The organism is Sphingobium sp. CR2-8 (assembly GCF_035818615.1).
GTDB lineage: Bacteria > Pseudomonadota > Alphaproteobacteria > Sphingomonadales > Sphingomonadaceae > Sphingobium.
The window spans coordinates 879,805-899,742 of sequence record NZ_JAYKZY010000001.1 but is presented as its reverse complement, the minus strand read 5'-3'; the positions used below and the strand labels follow the sequence as shown (position 1 = coordinate 899,742).

Below are 19,938 nucleotides of genomic sequence, written 5' to 3'. Positions count from 1 at the left end.
TTCGACGTGTGAAAGATCGAATATTTACCGCTAAATGAACAATTCAGCGAGCTGCTTCACGGCATCTTTACATAGGGTCTGGGAGAGCGCTGAACGAGCATTGATGAATGTATGGCATATGTTCGCTCTGAGAACAGTTTGTGGAAGCGAGATTGTCACGAAGGGAACGCCTGATTACCTAAAGGCATAGTGTGGTATACATGACGCCGCAGATCTAATGCTGTGTATCACTCTAGGGCGGGTAGGGCGCAGCAGACGTCCCTTTCGCGTATCAATGCCAAGGGCTGTCGATAAGACAGTCCCCGGTATTTGGGCCGGGCGGAGGGAGGGATATGTCGTTGCAAGACAAAATCAATTCCCGGATCGATCTTCCCGGCGTTTGCGTCCAAATCGTCGATTATCGTTGGCATCGGGGCGCGGAGATCGTCGAGGTCGAGCCGCATCATCTACTACGCCGCCGAAGCAACCCAACGCAGCTCGGCGTGTCTGCTTTGGTGGACAATTCGGAACGGCCTTTCGGCCAACTTATGTTCTTTCCCGCACATGTGCCCTTCAGCACGAGCGCAGCGGCGAACGACGAGTATGTTCAGACGGTTACATGCCGCTTCGACCGCGACTGGTTTTCCGCCATGGCGAACATACCTGGTGAGTGGGATAAGGGCGACCTCACACGCTGCTGCGACGTCCGGAACAGTCGTATCGACCAAGCTATTCAATGGATGGGCAACGAGGTGGCGGCGCCTGGGCTAGCAAGCACTTTGCTGATCGAATCGCTTGCTTCAGCAGTGGCGGTCGAGATCTCACGCCATTTCGGCCAGCCGGGGGAGCAACTGCGAGCACGCACCCGCGATGGCAAGCTGCAGCCGTCGCACCTTAACCGTGTGGTGGAATTCATCGAAGCGACTATTCAGCGTTGTCCGACGATCGACGAGATCGCCGCGACTTGCAATGTTAGCCCCGCTCACCTGCGTAGAGCTTTCAAGAATTCGACCGGTCACACCATCCACGATTATGTCGAAAGTGTTCGGCTCACCAAAGCCAAGGCGCTGTTATCGGAGACCGATCTTCCCCTAAAGGAAATCAGCTTCCGGCTGGGCTTCGCCGTATCTAGCACCTTCTCCTCCGCATTTCGCAAGCTTCAAGGTGAGACTCCCAGCGGCTTCCGTTTTCGCACGCGACAGTGACGGGCTGTACGAGAGGCAGCGCTCGTTTCGAGACCGGCGGAGGCGTGATGGCACTTCGATCATGCGGGCGAGGCACGGTGATTGCACGACGCGCCAATGCGCTGCCAACCAGTCGATAGGACACGGGCGATGAAGAAATTCATGGCGCTGTTCGAGATGATGCCCCTCCATATTGGTGGCGGTGACATGGTCTCGCCGATCGTGGCGGAGAACAGACGACCGCCGACATGCCTGCGAAGCGGTACCTTCACCGGCGATTTTTCATGCGAAGGGCCTCGCCGGCGTGATTGCGCTCGACGCTGCTATCTCCGGTCACAAGCAGCGCTACGAGTACAAGCTATGGTCGCGGCAGGGAAGTATCACAAGACAGAAGGTTTTTCTGATCCACCGCCTTCATGCCTGATCCTGGATCGATGGCTCAATCGGGCGTCAAATGGACGTCTTTCAAGACGTATAATCCAGAAATTAGACATATTGTGACAACTTGACACTAATAGGCGTATTTGGCATTATTCTCAGCGTAGCTGGGGTGACCCCCGAGACCCATCAAGAGGGAGAGTGCGCGATGACGCAGTGGCGAGAGCTGGACGATAACCTGACAACCTCTTCATATTTCACGACGGGCAAGTTCTACGAAGACTTCCGCCGCCTGCGCGCCGAGGACCCGGTTCACTGGACGAACGGCTGCAACGGGGTTAAGCCCTTCTGGTCGATCACCCGCTACGCCGATTGCGTAACGGTACTCGAAGACCCCCACGCCTTCAGTTCCGAATATGGCGGTATCATGCCGCTGACGGCGGAAGAGCCGACGCCGGAGCAACGCGAGGTGTTGGGTTTCGATGGCATTGCGACCTTCCTCGATCCGCCGCGCCACCTGCTTCTGCGGCAACCCTTCAACAAGCATTTCTCGGTACCGGCCATCGCCCGCCTGCGCACTGCGGTGCAGAGCATTGTCGACCAGCTCCTCTCGGAGGTATTGCCGAGGGGGGAGTGCGACTTGGTCGATGACATTGCTGGCCCGCTGCCAGCCCTAGTCGTGTGTGAGATGATGGGTGTCCCACGCGAAGACTGGGACAAGGTACGGTATTACTGCACCGCCTTCATGGGTGCGCAGGATCCGGAGAATCAGATCGACGGAGACAGGGTGAAAACCCAGCACACGATGGTCAAGGCGCTGTTCGACTATATGTTCGATCTCGCCATGCAGCGGCGCGCCAAGCCCGCTGACGATTTTACCAGCCTAGTCAGCAATATGGTGTTGGCCAATGGCGAACGCATGAGCGAACGCGACGTCGGCTGGTGGTGTTTTTCTCTGGTCGTGGCCGGTTTAGAAACCACGCGCGGTGCTTTGTCCGTAGGCTTTCTTGGGCTCATCCAAAATCCTGAGCAAGCCGCCCGGCTGCGCTCGGATCCGTCGCTTGCCCCGCAAGCGGCGGAAGAAGTCGTGCGCTGGGTAAGCCCATCGAAGCATAAGTTCAGGGTCGCCACCCGAGACTATGAGTTGCACGGCAAGCTCATCCGCAAGGGCGATTGGGTGGTGCCGTGGCTGGCTTCGGCTAATCGCGACGAAACCATTTTCGAGAACCCGAACAAGCTGGACATCACGCGTTCTCCCAACCCCCATCTGGGCTTCAGCATCGGAACCCATAATTGTCTTGGTCGTCATCTCACTCGCATGGAAATGCAGCTCATGCTGTCGGCGGTCGTCCAGCACATGCCCGACCTGGAACTGGCGGGTGGAATTTCTTGGCTGGAATCCGACAACACCAGCTCACTTACGAAGCTGCCCGTACGCTTTACCCAGAAGCGCTCGCTGGCGGCTTGAAATTTGAAAGAGACGTGAAGTGCCGCAAGTGAAATTTCGTTATCCGGACGGTGAAGTGCGGACAGTCGATGCCCTCGCGGGCAACAGCGTAATGTGTGTTGCCGTCGAGAACGGACTGGCTGGCATCGAGGCTGAATGCGGCGGTGCGATGACCTGTGCGACCTGTCATGTCCATGCCGAGGATGACTGGATCGACAGGCTCGTGCCGGCTGATTTCGCTGAGAGCGAGCTGCTGGAAATGGTCGAGGACTTTCGGCCCAACAGCCGGCTAAGCTGCCAGATCATGATTGATTTGCCTTTGGACGGCATCGTCATTGGTATACCCCAATCGAACCTTTAAGATCGCGTTTGGAAAGCATCTGCCTTCCTGCGAAATCAATATCATTATGCCTCGATTGCCTTGCATATTGCTCTTGGGAACCGTGGCATGCGTCAGCTGGATCCTGCTGATTAAGCACGTGATCCAACTTGGCTTTTAATACCAATTACAAGTCTCGTTGGAGCTTCGTCCCTGCGACAACTGGGACTTGCTCTCTCATTGATACTTTTCGCTATCAATCGAGCAGCGCGTCGATATACGCGCGCCAAATGCTTAAATAGCTGGCGATGGGGGCAGTGCAGCGCCAATTATAATCTTGCATTCGCCGCCGCGATGGCCTGAAAGGCCTTGGTTGTGAGTTCTTTCATCTTGCGAGCATTGTTTGCGGTGGTCGGACGGCCTGGCGCTATGTCGTAACATGGCGTTATGTAGGAAACGTCGAAGGCTCACGTTTGAACGGCGATCAATTGGCATCAACATGTGCGATGGCGGCTTTGAAGGGGCGCAGGATCGAGGCAAATAGCAGTACGGCGATAGCGCCAGCCGTAACCACCGTGATCGCAACCGACGTGCCGACCTTGTCGCGGTCGTGCAGAACATGTTCGGTGATCAGCGCCACAATCAACGGTCCACCCGCGGCGCCGACGAAGTTCTGAACCACCATGAAAGCTCCGGTGATCCGTCCCCGTAAGTCGGCAGGCGCGAGCAGTTGGAGGGAGGCGAATGCGCAGGGCGTGAGAGCGGCGACCGTGAACGCGATCACGCCCAGCATGCCTAGGAATGCATACGGGGATGATGCCTGAAACGCGAGCACTGCCGTCACGGCGCCGACACTCATCAGCGCCATCGGAAGGAGAAGCAGGATGTCACGGCGCCCCGCCATGAAGAAGCGATCGACGATGGCCCCGCCGATGAGGAAACCGGATGCCGGGAAAAGGCCCAGGCTGATGGCCAGCCCATATCCCACCGTTTGTGTATCCCAGCCGAATTGGCGATCAAGATAGACGGGGGTCCACGCAAACAGGCAATAGCTGCACAGAGTTGTCAACGCGAATCCCAGCATCAGGAGCGGGAGCATAGTGCCATAACGACGCGCGCACGCGACGAGCGGACTGAAGAATGGCCCCCTGGCGGGTGCGCCGCCTCGACGGGCAGGCTCCCGGATGAGCAGGACGAGAAAGGCAAGGGCTACGCCCGGCAAGCCGGCGAGGATCAGCGCGGATTGCCACGGCCGAAAATAGGCCCCTAGCGGGGCTAGAATGCTGTTCGTATCCATCAGGGAAGCGACAAGGCTGCCGCCGAACCCATAGGAAACCCCCACGCCCAGGCTTGATCCCATTCCGAAGATGCCGAATCCCGCGACGCGTCGTGCAGGAGGCAGGAGATCGCGGATCAGCGAATAGCCCGCCGGCTGCATCACCGCCTCCCCGGCACCCACGCCCAGCCGGCTTGCGAACAATTGCGCGAAACCAGACGCCAGCCCCCCCGCCGCGCAGCTCAACGACCAAGTTATGATGCCCCAGAAGATCACGATACGGCGGCTGTAGCGATCGACCGCCCAGCCTAACAGAAGCGCCATCACCGCATGGAACAAGGCAAATGCGAGGCCTTGCAGGAGGCCGAGCTGCACATCTGAAAGCTTCAGGTCGTCCTGAACCGCTACTGCAAGGAGCGACAGTAATTGCCGATCCATCAGTGAGACAATGTTGAGCACAAGAAGTAGAGCGACAACAGACCAGGCCTGCCAAGAAGGAGGGTACGGATCGTTTGCTGGCTCGCTCATGCTGTGTTCTCCGTTACTTGATAATGCCGGGGTGGATTGTCCGCGCTATTTTACGCAGGCAAGTCTATGCTAACGCCTAAAGAGCTGAGGATAGCCACTAAGCAAACCGGTGCAGCGTAATGCGTTGCTCCGGATGTTCGAACGGACTCTCCGCGCTAGTCCAGCCAATATTGAGGCCCTTCGAGATTGAGTCAGCAACTCGGTACGCCGGAAGTGGCTTGCGTCTCTGACGACTAAGTGCGGCATGGCCCAGGGCGTTACGCATTCGTTCGCCGTTTCAGCGAAATCGCTGGGCAGGTCTTCCACCTGTGCAGCACTGGGGCAAACATGCCGAAGCTGCTAGCGGCTCGGCGGGCGTTGATCATCACCATTGCCCTCCTTCCAAGTGATCGCACACACCCTATCCAGGGTGCCGTCGTCGATCGAAAGGTGATTGGTCATGAACTCATCGGCGTATGCCAGCACCGTGCGTCCTGCTCCGGTCAGATAGGGCACCTCCGTGGGCTTTTGCAAAGAACAGACGAGACCGTCGGTTGCCCGGTCGTCGAACCCGTCCTGGTAGCGGGCCTCCATGCAGGTGCGGCATGGATGTGGAAGGCCATGCGTAGCCGCATGAGTTCGATCTGCCGGGAAACAAGCGCCTGCTCCTCGTTCATGGTGCCATAATACGCTGTGGGCGCTGGGCGATGCGCCAGCAGGTCAAATACCCCCGAGTGATCGCATGCAACCCGTCGGCCGAGATCATCCGACGCAGATCAGGATCCCATTGCTCGACGTCGGTCTTGGTAATTCGACCCATGGCTTCCTCCCTTTTCTATTATCCGCATTCTAGACGTTGGCAGGCATCGGCAATAAGGTCGCTCGCGCCTTCACGGGTCACGAAATTGTCGGCTACGTGTCCCGGTATTAACGTGCGCTCGTGTTGCAGCTGCCTATAGGAACATTCTCCGAACATAGCGCCAATTCTGCTCCCGACCTATCCCCTCGAGCGTCGGTGACGGGTGTGTCAGGGGATTTGGACAAGAATCCAATGTTTTCGACAGTCTCTGTGAGGGTATCGGTCACGGATGTCTCTACTTTGAGAGAGAGACTTTCAACGGAGGCACATGGAACCCATGGCTGATCACAAGGAAATCGACCAAAATATCACGACGTCCGCCTATTTCGCGGGTCGTGATTTCCATACGGACTTCGAGGTATTACGCAAGGAAGACCCCGTCCATTGGACGGAGGGCAACTACGGCAGGCCATTCTGGTCGATCACCCGCCACGCGGATGTCATCCAGGTTTTACACGACGTCGACACGTTCAGCTCGCGTCTCGGTGGTCATCTGCCGCCCGATCCCGAGGAAGTCTTCAAGGTTGACCAGTACGAAGCAGGCTATAATTCGCTTCCAACTTATACGGATGCACCGCGACATATGCAGTACCGGCGGCCTTTCAACCGGCACTTCACGACGCCGGTCGTCGCCAAACTGACGACGGGGGTCCGAGAGCTCTGCCGGGAGATCATTGATGAGGTTGCACCACGTGGGAAATGCGACCTTGTCGAAGATGTGTCAGCCGAACTGCCTTCGCGCTTCGTCTGCGACCTCATGGGTGTGCCTCCCGAAGACATGGGGCGAATGCGCCGATATACCTCCGTCTTCCTTGGTTCGCAGGACCCCGACCATCGGATGAAGGGGATGACTGCCAGCGAAAGCCGGCTTCTCGCGCAGAAGGAGATGTTCGACTATCTTCTCGATCTCGCCATCCAGCGCCGTACGGATCCGAAGGATGATTTGACCACGCTCATCGCGAACATGGCGACCGACGGGACGCCATGGGACGATCGCGATGTGGGCTGGTGGTGCTGGTCTATGGTGGCGGCCGGCCTGGATACCACGCGAAATGGCTTTTCTCTAACCATGCAGGCATTGTTGGAGAATCGCGAGCAATTCGAGATGCTTCGTGCCGACCGCTCGCTTCTCGACAAGGCCGTCGAGGAGGGGTTGCGTTACGGTTGCCCTGCGAAGCACCGTTTCCGCGTTGTCGCGAAGGACATCGAATTCGGAGGAAAGCTGCTGAAGGAGGGTGACTGGGTGGTCGCATGGCTCGTATCGGCCAATCGCGACGAGTCGGTGTTCGAAAACCCGCAGAGCTTCGACATCAAACGAAATCCCAACCCCCATCTGACCTTCGGTACGTCGCAGGGTGATCATTTCTGCCTTGGGCGCAATCTGGCCCGGTTGGAAATGAAATTGCTGCTCGACGAGGTTCTTACCCGCCTGCCCGATATCGATCTCGACGGCCCAGGGAGCTGGCTGGGGTCCACCAATGGCAGCGGACTGAAATACATGCCTGTAAAATTCACTCCGCAAGCGAACGACACGCAGGTCCAGTAAACCTCTGCGTTCACGGGCCGTCGATCACCGGCAGATGATCGACCCCTCTCGGCTGCCTGTGGCGTCACAACTATAATTATAAGGAATGAAAAAATGAAAGAGCTTAACGGAAAGGCCGCAGTCGTCACGGGAGCGGGAAGCGGCATCGGCAGGGCGATTGCTCAATCGCTAGCCGACGCCGGGGTTGCCGTGGTGGTCGCGGACATCGAGTTGCACAATGCCGAAGCCGTGGCGGCGGAGATTGTTGCGGCAGGGGGCCGAGCGATCGGTGTACGAACCGACGTTGCCAAACTGGCTGAAGTCGAGGCGCTTGCCGATGCTGCCTATGAGGCTTTCGGCGACATTCACATTTTGGTGAACAATGCCGGGGTCGCATTCCGACCATTTCGTGCCATTTGGGACACGAGCCATGCCGACTTCGAATGGATGGTCGGCGTCAACATCTGGGGCGTGATCCACGGCATCGAGGTCTTCGTACCGCGCATGCGGGCAATTGCAGGTGAAAAGCATATCGTCAATACATCGTCGATCTCCACGCTGTTGAAGGTTCCGGGCAACGCGACTTACACGATGACGAAATACGCCGTCGATGGGCTGTCGGAGATCATTCGCGAGGAACTCGAGGCTGACAATATCGGAGTCACGATCCTTTACCCAGGGCATATTATCACCAACGTATCGAAGAGTGGCCGGCTGAGATCGGCCGAGGAACAGGCACGCGACGCCGAACTTCGTTCATACGTCAGTTACGCCGAGGAGCGAGGGGATGTCCCGAAAGGAGAAGCTTCGTCGTCTGCCGGCGGTGCGGTCAATCTGATCGGAGCAGGTGACGTGGCGCGGGGTATCGAGGCCTCCGAAGTCGGCCCGATGGTTATCGCGGCCATCAAAGCCAATCGCCTTTACTGCATGACCCATCCAGCGCCCCGGGAGGGTATAGAGACCCGCACCAATGCTCTGCTCGACGGGTATATACCAGCGTAACATGCACGCGGGGCCTAAATGGAGCCCTGAAACCAGCAATTTTACGATAGATGTTCGCATTGAGAACAAGATTGCTATCTCCGTTGCGAGATGCGCTCATTTTATCTACTCCTAGAAGCAACGAAGAGGTCAAGACTACGCACGCGACATTCAATTGGGGGGGCGATGAATTGTCATCACGCCTCACACCCCCGGTTTGAAATCGCGGCTTCAAGGCAAGCGTTTCATAACTTCTGGGGAGGAACAAATGATTAAGCTAAAAAAATCGCGTTGCCTTGAAGGCTCGCTCGTTTCGTTGGCCATCGCGCTTGCGGCGCCCGCGTCTGCTCAAGACGTGGTACAGCCGCCATTGCCATCGACGGCATCTGTCGCGAACGACAGCCAGCTCGAGGACATCGTCGTTACCGCGCAGCGACGGGAAGAAAATATTCAGAAAATCCCGATCGCAGTGACTGCGATCGGCGGCGCTGCTCTTGCCAATCGTGGGCTCGACAATCTCGAACAGGTCAAGACGGTTATCCCTGGCCTAAACCTCAGTTCGAACAACGGGGTCACCCTGCCATTCCTGCGCGGGATCGGTAATCCCGGCACCGCCCTTGGTAACGAGGCGAGTGTCGGCGTCTACGTTGACGGCATCTATTATTCCCGCCTGCCGAGCGGCGTGTTCTCTTTGAACAACCTGAGCCGCATCGAAGTTCTTAAAGGGCCCCAAGGTACGCTCTTTGGGCGCAACTCGTCCGGCGGCGTCATTCAACTCGTCACGCTGGATCCATCCCATGTTGCTTCGATGAAAGGGAGTATCGGCTATGGCAATTACGATACGTTCGAAGCCAATGCCTATGCTACTACCGGTTTGTCCGAGACTGTCGCCGCGGATATCTCGCTGTCGGGGCGTCGTCAGGGCGAAGGGTACGGCAAATTTGTGCCGACTGGCAACCGGACAAACTACCAGGATAATTTCTCGGTCCGTTCGAAGATTCTTGTCACCCCGTCCGATCTGACGTCGGTCGCTCTAGGCGGATTCTATACATACTCGAAAAACAACCTTGCTGGGAATGCTTTCCCGGGAACCCGTAGCGGCTATTCCTCGCAGCCAAATTCTCAGCCGCTGCCGATCATAGGCTTCTACGATCAGGCGAACGACGCCATCTCCGAGTCCTATCAGAAAGCCACGACGTGGGGTGTATCTCTGACCGCAGAGCAAGAGATTTCGTTTGCCGCGCTCAAGAGCATCACGGCATATATGGACACCAATGCACAGATGCTGGCTGACAGCGATTACACCGATCGTGCGGACGGCCTTGCCACGCCTTCGGGTCACGTTCGTCAGTTTACGCAGGAACTGCAGGCGTCCTCGTTGAGCGGAAGCCCTGTCCAGTGGGTAGGCGGACTTTTCTATTATAACACTGTCAGCGCCTACGACAGTCGGACTCGCTTCTTTAGTCCGGCGGGTACGATTGCATCGCTGGGCGGGACGACAGGCTTCATTTCGCTCGGTAGACAGCACGCTAAATCCTACGCGGCATACGGCCAGGCCACCTATGAAATTCTGCCCAGACTGAAAGTGACCGGCGGTCTGCGGTACACGATTGACCGGATCGATGCGAATGGAGGACTATTCCGCCCTGATGGGACAGTATTCGGTCCCCTGAGGGAGCCGGGGAAATTCAAAACTGAAAAGCTGACGTTCCGCGCGGCGGCCGACTATCAATTCACGGACGATGTGCTGGGCTATGTCTCATTCAATCGTGGTTTCAAGTCGGCCGTATTCGCCTTGCTGACCTACAACAGCACACCGGCGAAGCCGGAACAGGTGGATGCCTATGAGGTCGGTCTGAAAGGCGAGCTATTTGACCGACATGTTCGCTTTAGCCTGGCGGCTTTTCATTACAACGTCAAAGATCCGCAGGTCACAATCACGCGAGCACCGACGCTTATTTTGTCGAATGCCGGCAAGTCGACGGTCGATGGTCTGGAGGGCGATGTTCAGGTACGCGTGATGTCGGGCCTGACCTTGCGAGCATCGGCGGCGTACCTCGACTCGAAGTACAAGGACTTCGGTCAGATTATCAACGGTGTTTGCGTTGGTTGTGCACCGAGCGGGATTCCAAATCCGAACGCTCCATTCGGCGCGACAGCGTCGGCTGTCGTGGCGAATGGCAACCAGACGCCCTATGTTTCGAAATTCACTGGCTCATTAGGTGCGGACTATGAATTCCGGACAGGCATCGGCACTGTGCTGATTAGCACCGATTACCAGCATAATAGTGGGTTCTATTCGGAGCCGGACAACTTTCTCCGTCAGAAACCATTCGACTTGTTGAACGGGCAGGTGAAGATTTCGCTCAACGATAATCTGGCGCTCCGTGTCTGGGGACGTAATCTCCTCGACAAGAAATATGTCGACCGGATCAGCACCAATACGACACCGGCCGGTTACATCTATACACCTGCAGCACCAATTACCTTCGGTGGTGCCATCGACTTCAAATTCTAGGATCTTGGGGACATAAAATCCTGTGTGTCAACATCGAGCCGATACGCAATTCCAGAGTGAACGGAGACATCACATGATGAATGACGAAGGTCGGCTGCTGAGTGAAATTGATGCAAGGGCGCAGATCCATGACGTCCTGGTGAAATTGTGCCAAGGAGTTGATCGTCTTGATCGTGACCTGATAATATCCTGCTATCATTCGGATGCTATAGATAATCACGGCGCCTTTGTCGGAACTCCGGCGGATTTCGCTGATTGGGTGATAGGCCGACATGCGGGGCATATACTTTCATGCATGCACTTCTTGGGTAATGAATACATTGAAATTGATGGTGATACCGCCAAGTGCGAGTCCTACGTCATAGCAATGTATCGCTTCATGAAAGACGGGCGACTCTACGATATGACCGCGCCCGGTCGCTATCTGGACAAGTTTGAAAAGCGCGATGGGCAGTGGAAGATCGTCGATCGGCTCGTGTTGTTCGAGAAGGACCGGCACGATCCTGTCATCGAGAAGTCTATCGGACCGCTCACGGAAATGCTGGTCACGAGCCGCCGGGACGAGGGCGACGCGGCCTATGCGTTTTTCGATCGCGTTCGCGGTGATGCCTTGGCCGGAATCAATCCTGGAGGCTGAAGCCACGGCGAAAAGCAAAAAGGCCTTTTGGATGTGCGAGCGGTCGAGGTGGATCTGACAGGCCTCGCTACCGGGATATCCGGACCTTGGCCAGACTGTCCGATCCAGCGGTGCCGCGCTTCTGATACTTAGCCGTTCTGGCCTCGGGTTTGGCTTGGGCAATATATGTTTCGTCGGGGACAATCTGACGTTTGCGTTTAATACAGTCTATACTGGGAGGTTTACTTGCCAATAGTTAAGTTCATTCTGCCGAGCGACGAGGTGAGTGAGATCGACGGCACTGTCGGCGAATCAGTCATGGAGATGGGCAAGCGCGCCGGGATCGAGCAAATGATCGGCGAATGCGGCGGCTCGCTGAGTTGCGCAACGTGCCACGTCTACGTCGAGAAGGAATGGTGGGACCGGCTTCCGCCCGTGTCCTACGATGAAGCCGATTTGCTGGAGGTGTCTCACGAGCCAGGCCCGACCAGCCGGCTCAGCTGTCAGATCTTCATGACCGAGGAACTGAATGGACTGACCGTGACAATGCCGCTGTCGCAAAGTTAACGAGGGGCTGTCTGCATCGGACATCCAAACGTCATGTCTGTCGATCCGTCAGGACGCCGGCTTGCAGGACTGCGGATCGGTGGGACTGGCTGGGATAGCTTCGAGGGAAAAAGAGCATGAGTGTCTATCTCGTCATGGCGGTCGAAGTGAAGGACTCCGAATTGTATGCGAAATATGTTGCCGGCGCTGCAAAGGCGTTGAAGCCGTTCAACCTGACGCGACTCTCAGCCGACAGCGAACCGACAGTCTATGAAGGTGAGCAGCCTGCCAACAGGCTGGCCATAATCGAATTTGAATCTCAGGAAAAGTTCGACGAATTCTACCGCTCGGACGCGTATCAAGAGGTCATAGGCCTGCGTTTTGCCTCCGCCGATACAAAATTCATCATGACGATGAAACCACCTGCAGGCTGACGGTATCTAGGCAAGCCTAGTGATAATTTCGTCGGGCCGGCAAAATCTCCAGTTAAGGCGTAGAAGAGGAAACTGGTATGCAACGACTGGACGGCAAGACGGCGCTCATCACAGGGGGCACCACGGGCATCGGCTTCGCATCAGCACGACGCTTCATCGCTGAAGGGGCTCGTATTGCCATTACCGGGCAAAACGCCGATCGTCTTGCCGCCGCCGTGGACAAACTGGGCGGCGAGGTTGTCGCCATCCAGGCGGATGCGTCGAAATTGGTCGATGTGCGTCGGATAGCCGACGAAGTTGACGATGCATTCGGCGGCCTGGATATCGCTTTCCTCAATGCGGGTACGGGAAAGTTTCAGTCTCTTGCCGATATAGACGAAGAAACGTTCGATGCGGTGTTTGCGGTGAACGTGAAAGCTGTTTTGTTCGGTGCCCAGTCTCTGTCCAGAGTGATGCGGGATGGAGGTTCCATGATCGTCACGACATCGGTTAACAATCAGATGGGGATGCTCGCCTCGGCCGTTTATGCTGCCTCCAAGGGCGCCTCGTCAGCGCTGGTTCGGGTCTTGGCGGGTGAGTTTGCGGCGCGCGGTATCCGGGTCAACAGTGTCAGCCCGGGACCGATCCAAACGGAGATGGGCCCCAAGCTTGGTATCCCAGATGATCTTCGGCCTACATTCCTGCGCGTCCTCCAGGAAAGCGTTCCGATGAAGCGCATCGGCCAGGCGGAGGAACTTGCCGCTGCCGTTGCGTTCCTGGCGAGTGATGACGCTTCTTATATCAACGCCATTGAGCTTATCGTTGATGGAGGATGGACCGGGGTGAAGCGCTGATGAGATGGGCGGGGTGCATCCTGCTGCCTGCGATGCCTCTGACCCGCGCTTGTCCCCCGTCCACGCCGTAGAGCCAGGAGTTCGAGCGCGGACTTGGGCGGTCATTGCACGCGTTTACGCATGACGCACCGATATCGAGCGGGGTATTCTTCCGCGATGCCCCGCTCGGTCTGGTCCTAGTATCAAAACTTAAAGTCCACCGCTCCACCGAACGTCAGTGGCGGTGCCGGGCTCCAGGGATACCCCGCATATCCGTATTGCGAAGCCGCGCCCGCGACGATTCTTTCATTCGCGAGGTTTCGGCCCCAGATGCGAAGCCCGACATTCTCATTGGCCTGTATCCGCACTTGCGCATTGACAAGATCGTACGCGCCCTGTCGCAGAAACTGATCGGGCTCGAATGTGTATCCGCTATTGTGGAACCAGTCCGCCGTGAGCGTTACCTTTCCCGCGGGTGTGTCTAAGGAAAAATCGCCTCCAATGTTGAAGCTCCATTTTGCTGCGAACGGCAGGCGATTGCCGGAAGCGTCGATGTTTGGCAACTGAATCGAACCACCAACGACGAAATCGGGGCGACCTGCGGGCGCATTCTTATAATCCGTATACTTGGCATCCATGTAGGCGATACTGGCCCGAAAGGTGATCCCTTGTGTGGCCTTGATGCTCAAGTCGGCTTCAGCGCCCTTTACCCGTGCGGCCCCGGCGTTCGACAGAAAGGTAGTGCCGTTCTGAATGAGTTGCACCTGCGGGTTCTTTATGTCGTAGTAGAAAGCAGCAGCATTCAGTCGAATCCGATTGTCGAGGAATTGTGATTTGAAGCCGATCTCATAGTCGTCGAGTTGTTCGGGAGCGGTCGGCGTCGAACTGTAGGTCAGAATGTTGTAAGCGCCCGATTTGAAGCCATGTGCGAACAGCCCATAGACCATCACGTCACGCGCTATCTGATAGTCCAGCGCAGCTTTGTAGCTTGCCTTATCGACCTTGGTCGTGTCGGGTGCAAAGACTTGGATGCCGCCAACAGTGCCCTCGGCCGAAGTTTTATCCCACGTATAGCGAAAGCCGACAGTCAGATTCAGGCTCGAACTCAGGTGGTAACCTGCTTGGGCAAAGGCTGCGTAGGTTTCCACTTTTTGCTGCGCCGGCGCACTCAGTGGCGTGTTTCCATAGAACAATGGAATATCGAAGACGGTATCTTTAGTGTATCTTGTTTTATTATTCAGATAGTAAAGTCCAATGATCCAATTAAGTGGTGATCCTGATTGGCTAACTAGTTGAAGCTCTTGTGTATAAAGATCGACCCGCGCATATGCGGGAACAAGAAATTCTTTAACAGGAAGATATTCGGTATATTGACTGTCCTGGGAAACATGCGAATATCCGGAAATGCTTACGATCTTGGCAAATCCAACGTCCTGATCAAGGTGGACAGATCCTCCATAGGTGTGGAATATATCTTGTTGGTCTGGATCGCTGATGGAATTATAAAATCCGATTTCATCAGAGGTGTAAACGCCATTGTCGCTTCGGTCGACATAGTAGTGCGTAAGCGTCGTGCTTGAGGTGCCTGGGAAGGCGGCCTTGTTTCCTGAGTTCTTCGACCAGGAATAAAATCCGGCGATCGTGATTTCTGTATTGCTTGATGGCTCCCATAAGAGTTTGGCGTTGGTAAGCACGCTGTCCTCATAGCCGTAACGATGGCCATTAGCGGTGTTTTTGCCAAACCCGTCGCTCGTCTTCCCGACGATGGATAGTGAAATCGCCGCGCTGTCTCCGAGACCGGTCGTGGCATACAGGTTGCCGTCAACGGCATCAAAGCGGCCATAACCGATCGTGCCGCTTACTTCAGTATCATGTGATGGCTTTCGCGTGATCACGTTGATGACGCCGCCGGTCGAATTCCGACCGAATAAAGTGCCTTGTGGCCCCTTAAGAACCTCCACGCGTTCGACGCTCGCCAAATCAAAAAAGCTAGATGGGAGGCGGGAAAAATAGACGCCGTCGACATAAACAGCGACACTCAATTCGACACCTGCCGTCGACGTGCTGGAGCCGATCCCACGTAGAAATGGTTGGACAATTCCATTGAACTTCTGAACCGTGAGACTAGGAATTTTTCCGCCCAGATCCGCAACCGACCGAATGCCCTGCGTCGCTAATTGCTCGGAACTCAACGCCGTAATGGAAAGGGGAACCCGCTGGACATTCTCCGCGCGACGTTGCGCAGTCACAATGATGTCACCCTGGCCTTGTTGTGCGCCGAGCGCCGTCGCAGGATCTAGAGTGCTCTTTACTTCGTCTGGCACCGTTGTGATGCCTGCATCCTGCGTTAACGCAGCCGCTATCTGTGCCGTTGCCGGATCGCAATGAGCGCCTATCGCCATACCCGCTACCGAAGTGGTTAACATGAACGTTGATAGTCTCATCGAATGGTCCCTCCCATTGCTTTGCTCTGAAACAAGCCTCCGCAGCCCGGCGTCGTTATTGGCCAACGTCCTCGATCGATGACGGCGGCAGCGGTCACAATCCAAAGCATCCGATCATTTTGCAACGCGTATGACCAGAATGTTCGCAGAGAGAACGGTTGCAATTAATGCGGTGCTTTGGCACCCGGGCGCTTCGCTGCCACGCAAACTCGACCGTTTTTGCCCATAGGTCGCGCGTTGCGTGTTGTCCGTATAACTGCGGCACGGAGTGAAAGAAGTGATAGACGCAAGCCAGCAGGCCGGCGATCGCGAACGAAGCGCAATGACAGGCGGAGGAGTGCCCTTTAGTTCTAGGAGTTTCGGACATTAGCTCATCAATCCGATCATTAGATAAATCTTGGTGCCCAACCCCGCTGCTAACGAACTCCATAACCCAAGCCATGTCTTGGTATGTTCTGCCGCTTTCCGGGCCGTTTTGCGCGGCAGCGCGCCGGTCGCCCGCGACATCTTGTCGAGTTGCATTTACAAGAGGCCGGTGGCACACTTTCTCAAAACATAAAATTGATGGAGAGAAGGCTCATGGTAAGTGGCTGGACGCAGGAAGTGGTCGGTGAAGTCGCCTTCCCAGGCGTCGTGGCTCAGGTGGTCGATAGTCATTACGAAGCAGGTGCCACCGCTTCGCAATGCGATCCGGAGATTGTTCTACGCTGGCGGAGCGCCCCTAAGGGGCGCATCCGCGCATGGACAGAAGGACGCGATCCTAGGTCAGTAGGGCAGATGATGTTGATCCCATCGCGAGTGCAAACCAGCGCGATGGCTTGCGACGGCGCGGTTGACACGCGCAGCCTCGCGCTTCGTATCAAACCGGAATGGCTCCAGGATGTCGTCGGGGTGACAGCCAGGTCGCTCGACTATCCTGCACTGGCGCTCTTCCAGTTCAAGGAGACCAACATTGAATATGCGATGAGGCGGATGTTCAACGAAGTGCTTTCCCCAAGCCCGCTTACGCCATCCATAATCAAGTCGTGCAGTACGCTAGTTGCATTCGATCTCGTGTCTCGGCTGAAGCAAGGCACTACGGACTTACGAATGCACGATCCTTTGTCCGAACTCAGGACTCGGCGCGTCGAAGAATTCGTGATGACGTACGAGAGTGGTTGGCCCTCGCTCCAGGAGATTGCTGACAGCCTGGGAATCGGCGTCGGCCACATGAGGCAGGTGTACAAGAATTGCACGGGCCGCAACCTATTTGACTATATGGAAGAGGTCCGAATTTCGCGGGCGAAAACGCTGCTGGATGAATGGACGATACCGCTTAAAGTTATTGCCCACCGTCTTGGTTTTAGCACGCCTAGTGCCTTTTCCTATGCGTTTCGCCACAAAGTCGGATTGACGCCGCGGGAATATCGCATTGCCTCACTTCGGCGATCTCATATCACGTCTTGTTGATGCTGACCGGGCAATCCGGCCGACGACTTTCTGCCTCGCCATCGGCGCCGGATGGAGTCTCGCGAGACGGGTGCGAAAAGAAGCTCGATCTGGCAGCATCATGCCTTCGCGAAGCGCGGGATTAGCTCGCGGCCGAAGAACTCGATCTGGTTACGAAGATTGTCGTAATGCGCTCGGTGCGCACCGCGACCGAAGTCGACGACGATGTAATCAGGTTCTGTGGCCTCAATGCAGAGCTGCAAGCCGGCGGCGCATTCGTCGGGCGTTCCCGCGATGATCTGGCCGGGCGGTAGGTCCGCGATCGCCAGTAACACTCCCGACGCAGCTTGTCGGCAAATTCATCTTCGCAAGGCACGCCCAGCTTCAGATAGTCGCGATAGGTATCGAGGATGGGCGGCAGCCATTTGCGCTCCAGTCTCGCCTTGTCGCGATCGATCCCGACCTTGCCGGTTGCGTACCACCATTCGGCGCGTCCGGCCGCGCGCGATTGCGTCCGGAAGCGCGCGACCTTGGGGCCGAGCAGCGCCGCACTCTCGATATTATCCGTCACCCAGCCTTGCCGCGCGATCGATCGCCGCATCAACCTACGCACCGATAAATATCGGCGGCCCGGGCTTCTGAACCGGCTTGGGTGTCCCGTTTTCGCCTGTCACGGTGAAATGCTTGCCTACGAAGTGGATGGGATCATTGCTCCATGCGTTGCGAAGCAGCATGATCGCTTCTTCGAAGCGGCTGACCCGTTCCGTGAACACCAGGCCGATCTGCTCGAACTCATAAGGGCGATATCCGATGGCGACGCCCAGCATCACGCGTCCATCGGACAATTCCTCGACCATCGCGACCTGTTAGGCGACGTCGATCGGGTTGTGCGAGGGCAGGATCAGGATGTTCGTCATGAAGCGCATCGTAGCGGAGCGTGCGGCGAGCGCTGCGATCGCGACCATCGGCTGGGAAGAGTCTATCCGATCCGTCGTGAAACGATGATGACCAACCGTACCCATTTCGAACCCGAGTTCCTCTGCCAGGGCGACGATTTCGAAGCTTCATGCCCAACGGGTGCGCCATTCACCGTCCTCTGGCTCCGGGGAGCGAGGGAATCCCGTTATCGTGGGGATCGACAGGCCGAACTTATATCCGTGGCTCCTCAGGCTTTTGCGGCGTGTCTCACCGATCCGGCGGGCCAATTAAAGCGCCGGCTCTAGCCTCTACCGGCGCGGCAGGTCCGCGAAGGGGCGGCATATGCGCACCGTATGAACGGTTACGAAGATCACACTCCGCCGGAATCAGGATATCGTCCGGTGAGCTTCTTGTACCGTTGGATGTCGAGTATTCTCAACGGCTCGAAATGGGCTTCGATGATGGGAAGATGTAGGTCTTTCTGTTTGATAGTCTTTCGGATTTCTGCCGCCTGCATCGGCTGTTTCCGGACTATATGTCCCTGACGGGCAAGGTCATCGAAAAAACTCCAGTTCTTGACCACAAAACTGCTCCCGCTCCCAACACTCAGCACCTCGAGCAGATCTGCTTCGGCAACGCCATATGCCTCAGCGAGCTCAATGGCCTCCATTAATCCAGAGCGCGTAATGCTGGACACGGCATTGTTAGCAAGTTTGGCGATCTCGCCGCCGCCCACTGTCTTGAGGTAAATCGGCCGCCCGATCAGTTCGAGCAGCGTCGCGATATGACCGATATCCTCGCGCGCTGCGCCTGTCGGCACGGCCAAAGTGCCATTTTGCCGATCCCTGTAAGTTCCACTTACGGGAGCATCGAACAGCCTTACGCCTTTCAGCTTCGCCTTTTCAGAAGCATCGATAACGACTTGGGGAGAAACCGAAGACTGAATGATCAGAGTCTGGTCGGGGCGCACGAACTCGAGGATTTCCTCGATCACCGTCTCTACTGCTGGCTCCGGATCTACGCAGATGAAGACGACTCCCGCATTTTGGACCAGATCGAAAAGCGATGCCGCGGCCCGAGCGCCTTTTGCGACCAGCCGAGCGATGGCGTCATCATCCAGATCAAAGACGATAAGGTCGATGGCAGCATAAACCAACCGCTGGGCAATGGCGCCGCCCATGTCTCCCAGACCGACATAGCCGACAGATCCCGTAAACTTGCCGTTCGACACGGACTTATCCTTTCGTCGCGATTATAGGTTCTGCGCGTAACGATGGTAAGCTTGAACCGAAGATCTGTTAAGGGAAAGCGACGCGAGACACCCGTGTCACCTTGTAGTCCAGAACATATTCACCAACGATTTCCAACGACTTTCGTTCTGGGTCGGCATAGTAGCGCTCGGCGACCTGATCGATGTCGTCGTCATGTCGGACGGCCCAGGTGAAGACATTCGCTTCCCTGTCTTCCAACGCAAAAAGTACCTCAAAGCCGAACCTACGGCGTACGGCAACGATACGCCGCCAGATTTCCAGAAACTGCTCCCATCCGTCCGGCTTGATGTCATAAACGCGCAAAAGTGTGTCGAGCTTGGGAATCGAACTCTCGGTCATTTGATTTCTCTCCTGTTTGCGCCGCTCTATGTCGGTGCAGCAACGTTTTCGCAGTCTAATAGGGCGGATTTAAATCGAGGAGTCATCAGGTGGTGCGGATTTCGCTAAAGAGATGCACATTTCGACAATCATCGCGATGTCGTGTTTGCGCTTTGCG

At 56.4% G+C, this 19,938-nt stretch carries 18 protein-coding genes and 1 pseudogene; 11 read left to right on the top strand and 8 right to left on the bottom strand.

Annotated elements, in window-relative coordinates; translation table 11 throughout:
• The first annotated feature begins 332 nt into the window (after positions 1–332).
• From U5A82_RS03810 to U5A82_RS03800, 3 genes are all read left to right on the top strand, one after another.
• Positions 333–1,184, top strand: a complete 852-nt coding sequence (locus U5A82_RS03810; protein ID WP_326288722.1) for a helix-turn-helix transcriptional regulator — start codon at positions 333–335, stop codon at positions 1,182–1,184.
• Between the two features lie 565 nt (positions 1,185–1,749).
• Positions 1,750–3,009, top strand: coding sequence for a cytochrome P450 (locus tag U5A82_RS03805; RefSeq protein ID WP_326288720.1), 1,260 nt, complete (start codon positions 1,750–1,752; stop codon positions 3,007–3,009).
• 19 nt (positions 3,010–3,028) lie between these two features.
• The gene (locus U5A82_RS03800) at positions 3,029–3,349 is read left to right on the top strand and encodes a 2Fe-2S iron-sulfur cluster-binding protein (RefSeq protein WP_326288718.1); all 321 of its coding nucleotides are present in this window, start codon (positions 3,029–3,031) and stop codon (positions 3,347–3,349) included.
• A 442-nt stretch (positions 3,350–3,791) separates the two neighbouring features.
• Here U5A82_RS03800 and U5A82_RS03795 read toward each other — a convergent pair whose 3' ends face one another.
• From U5A82_RS03795 to U5A82_RS03785, 3 genes are all read right to left on the bottom strand, one after another.
• On the bottom strand, positions 3,792–5,111 hold the full coding sequence (locus U5A82_RS03795; protein WP_326288716.1) for an MFS transporter: 1,320 nt from the start codon (positions 5,109–5,111) through the stop codon (positions 3,792–3,794).
• Between the two features lie 339 nt (positions 5,112–5,450).
• The gene (locus tag U5A82_RS03790) at positions 5,451–5,684 is read right to left on the bottom strand and encodes a hypothetical protein (RefSeq protein ID WP_326288714.1); all 234 of its coding nucleotides are present in this window, start codon (positions 5,682–5,684) and stop codon (positions 5,451–5,453) included.
• A 79-nt stretch (positions 5,685–5,763) separates the two neighbouring features.
• Entirely contained in the window at positions 5,764–5,910 is a 147-nt protein-coding gene (locus U5A82_RS03785; protein WP_326288712.1) for a hypothetical protein, read from the bottom strand.
• A gap of 316 nt (positions 5,911–6,226) precedes the next feature.
• Here U5A82_RS03785 and U5A82_RS03780 point away from each other — a divergent pair, with 316 nt between their 5' ends.
• From U5A82_RS03780 to U5A82_RS03750, 7 genes are all read left to right on the top strand, one after another.
• Positions 6,227–7,495: a cytochrome P450 gene (locus U5A82_RS03780; RefSeq protein ID WP_326288710.1), complete on the top strand. Its 1,269-nt coding sequence runs from the start codon at positions 6,227–6,229 to the stop codon at positions 7,493–7,495.
• A 93-nt stretch (positions 7,496–7,588) separates the two neighbouring features.
• The gene (locus tag U5A82_RS03775; RefSeq protein WP_326288708.1) at positions 7,589–8,476 is read left to right on the top strand and encodes an SDR family NAD(P)-dependent oxidoreductase; all 888 of its coding nucleotides are present in this window, start codon (positions 7,589–7,591) and stop codon (positions 8,474–8,476) included.
• Positions 8,477–8,723: 247 nt separating this feature from the next.
• A complete protein-coding gene (locus U5A82_RS03770) occupies positions 8,724–10,973 on the top strand; it encodes a TonB-dependent receptor (RefSeq protein WP_326288706.1) in 2,250 nt (749 codons plus the stop codon).
• A gap of 73 nt (positions 10,974–11,046) precedes the next feature.
• Positions 11,047–11,610 (top strand): nuclear transport factor 2 family protein, encoded by a 564-nt coding sequence (locus U5A82_RS03765; RefSeq protein ID WP_326288704.1) that lies wholly within the window; start codon positions 11,047–11,049, stop codon positions 11,608–11,610.
• 261 nt (positions 11,611–11,871) lie between these two features.
• Positions 11,872–12,156 carry a 2Fe-2S iron-sulfur cluster-binding protein gene (locus tag U5A82_RS03760; protein WP_326288703.1) on the top strand — a complete coding sequence of 95 codons (285 nt, stop codon included), beginning with the start codon at positions 11,872–11,874 and terminating at the stop codon, positions 12,154–12,156.
• Positions 12,157–12,272: 116 nt separating this feature from the next.
• Positions 12,273–12,569 carry a DUF1330 domain-containing protein gene (locus U5A82_RS03755; RefSeq protein WP_326288701.1) on the top strand — a complete coding sequence of 99 codons (297 nt, stop codon included), beginning with the start codon at positions 12,273–12,275 and terminating at the stop codon, positions 12,567–12,569.
• A 77-nt stretch (positions 12,570–12,646) separates the two neighbouring features.
• Positions 12,647–13,402, top strand: a complete 756-nt coding sequence (locus U5A82_RS03750) for an SDR family oxidoreductase (RefSeq protein ID WP_326288700.1) — start codon at positions 12,647–12,649, stop codon at positions 13,400–13,402.
• Between the two features lie 182 nt (positions 13,403–13,584).
• Here U5A82_RS03750 and U5A82_RS03745 read toward each other — a convergent pair whose 3' ends face one another.
• The gene (locus U5A82_RS03745; protein WP_326288698.1) at positions 13,585–15,891 is read right to left on the bottom strand and encodes a TonB-dependent receptor; all 2,307 of its coding nucleotides are present in this window, start codon (positions 15,889–15,891) and stop codon (positions 13,585–13,587) included.
• A 513-nt stretch (positions 15,892–16,404) separates the two neighbouring features.
• Here U5A82_RS03745 and U5A82_RS03740 point away from each other — a divergent pair.
• The gene (locus tag U5A82_RS03740) at positions 16,405–17,274 is read left to right on the top strand and encodes a helix-turn-helix domain-containing protein (RefSeq protein ID WP_326288696.1); all 870 of its coding nucleotides are present in this window, start codon (positions 16,405–16,407) and stop codon (positions 17,272–17,274) included.
• Between the two features lie 121 nt (positions 17,275–17,395).
• On the opposite strand, the gene U5A82_RS03735 is transcribed toward U5A82_RS03740, so the two are convergent.
• From U5A82_RS03735 to U5A82_RS03720, 4 genes and pseudogenes are all read right to left on the bottom strand, one after another.
• The gene (locus U5A82_RS03735; RefSeq protein WP_326288695.1) at positions 17,396–17,824 is read right to left on the bottom strand and encodes a hypothetical protein; all 429 of its coding nucleotides are present in this window, start codon (positions 17,822–17,824) and stop codon (positions 17,396–17,398) included.
• 34 nt (positions 17,825–17,858) lie between these two features.
• Positions 17,859–18,299: pseudogene (locus U5A82_RS03730) on the bottom strand (LLM class flavin-dependent oxidoreductase).
• Between the two features lie 242 nt (positions 18,300–18,541).
• Positions 18,542–19,402 carry an NAD(P)-dependent oxidoreductase gene (locus U5A82_RS03725; RefSeq protein WP_326288693.1) on the bottom strand — a complete coding sequence of 287 codons (861 nt, stop codon included), beginning with the start codon at positions 19,400–19,402 and terminating at the stop codon, positions 18,542–18,544.
• Between the two features lie 67 nt (positions 19,403–19,469).
• The gene (locus U5A82_RS03720) at positions 19,470–19,781 is read right to left on the bottom strand and encodes a hypothetical protein (protein ID WP_326288692.1); all 312 of its coding nucleotides are present in this window, start codon (positions 19,779–19,781) and stop codon (positions 19,470–19,472) included.
• Positions 19,782–19,938: the final 157 nt, after the last annotated feature.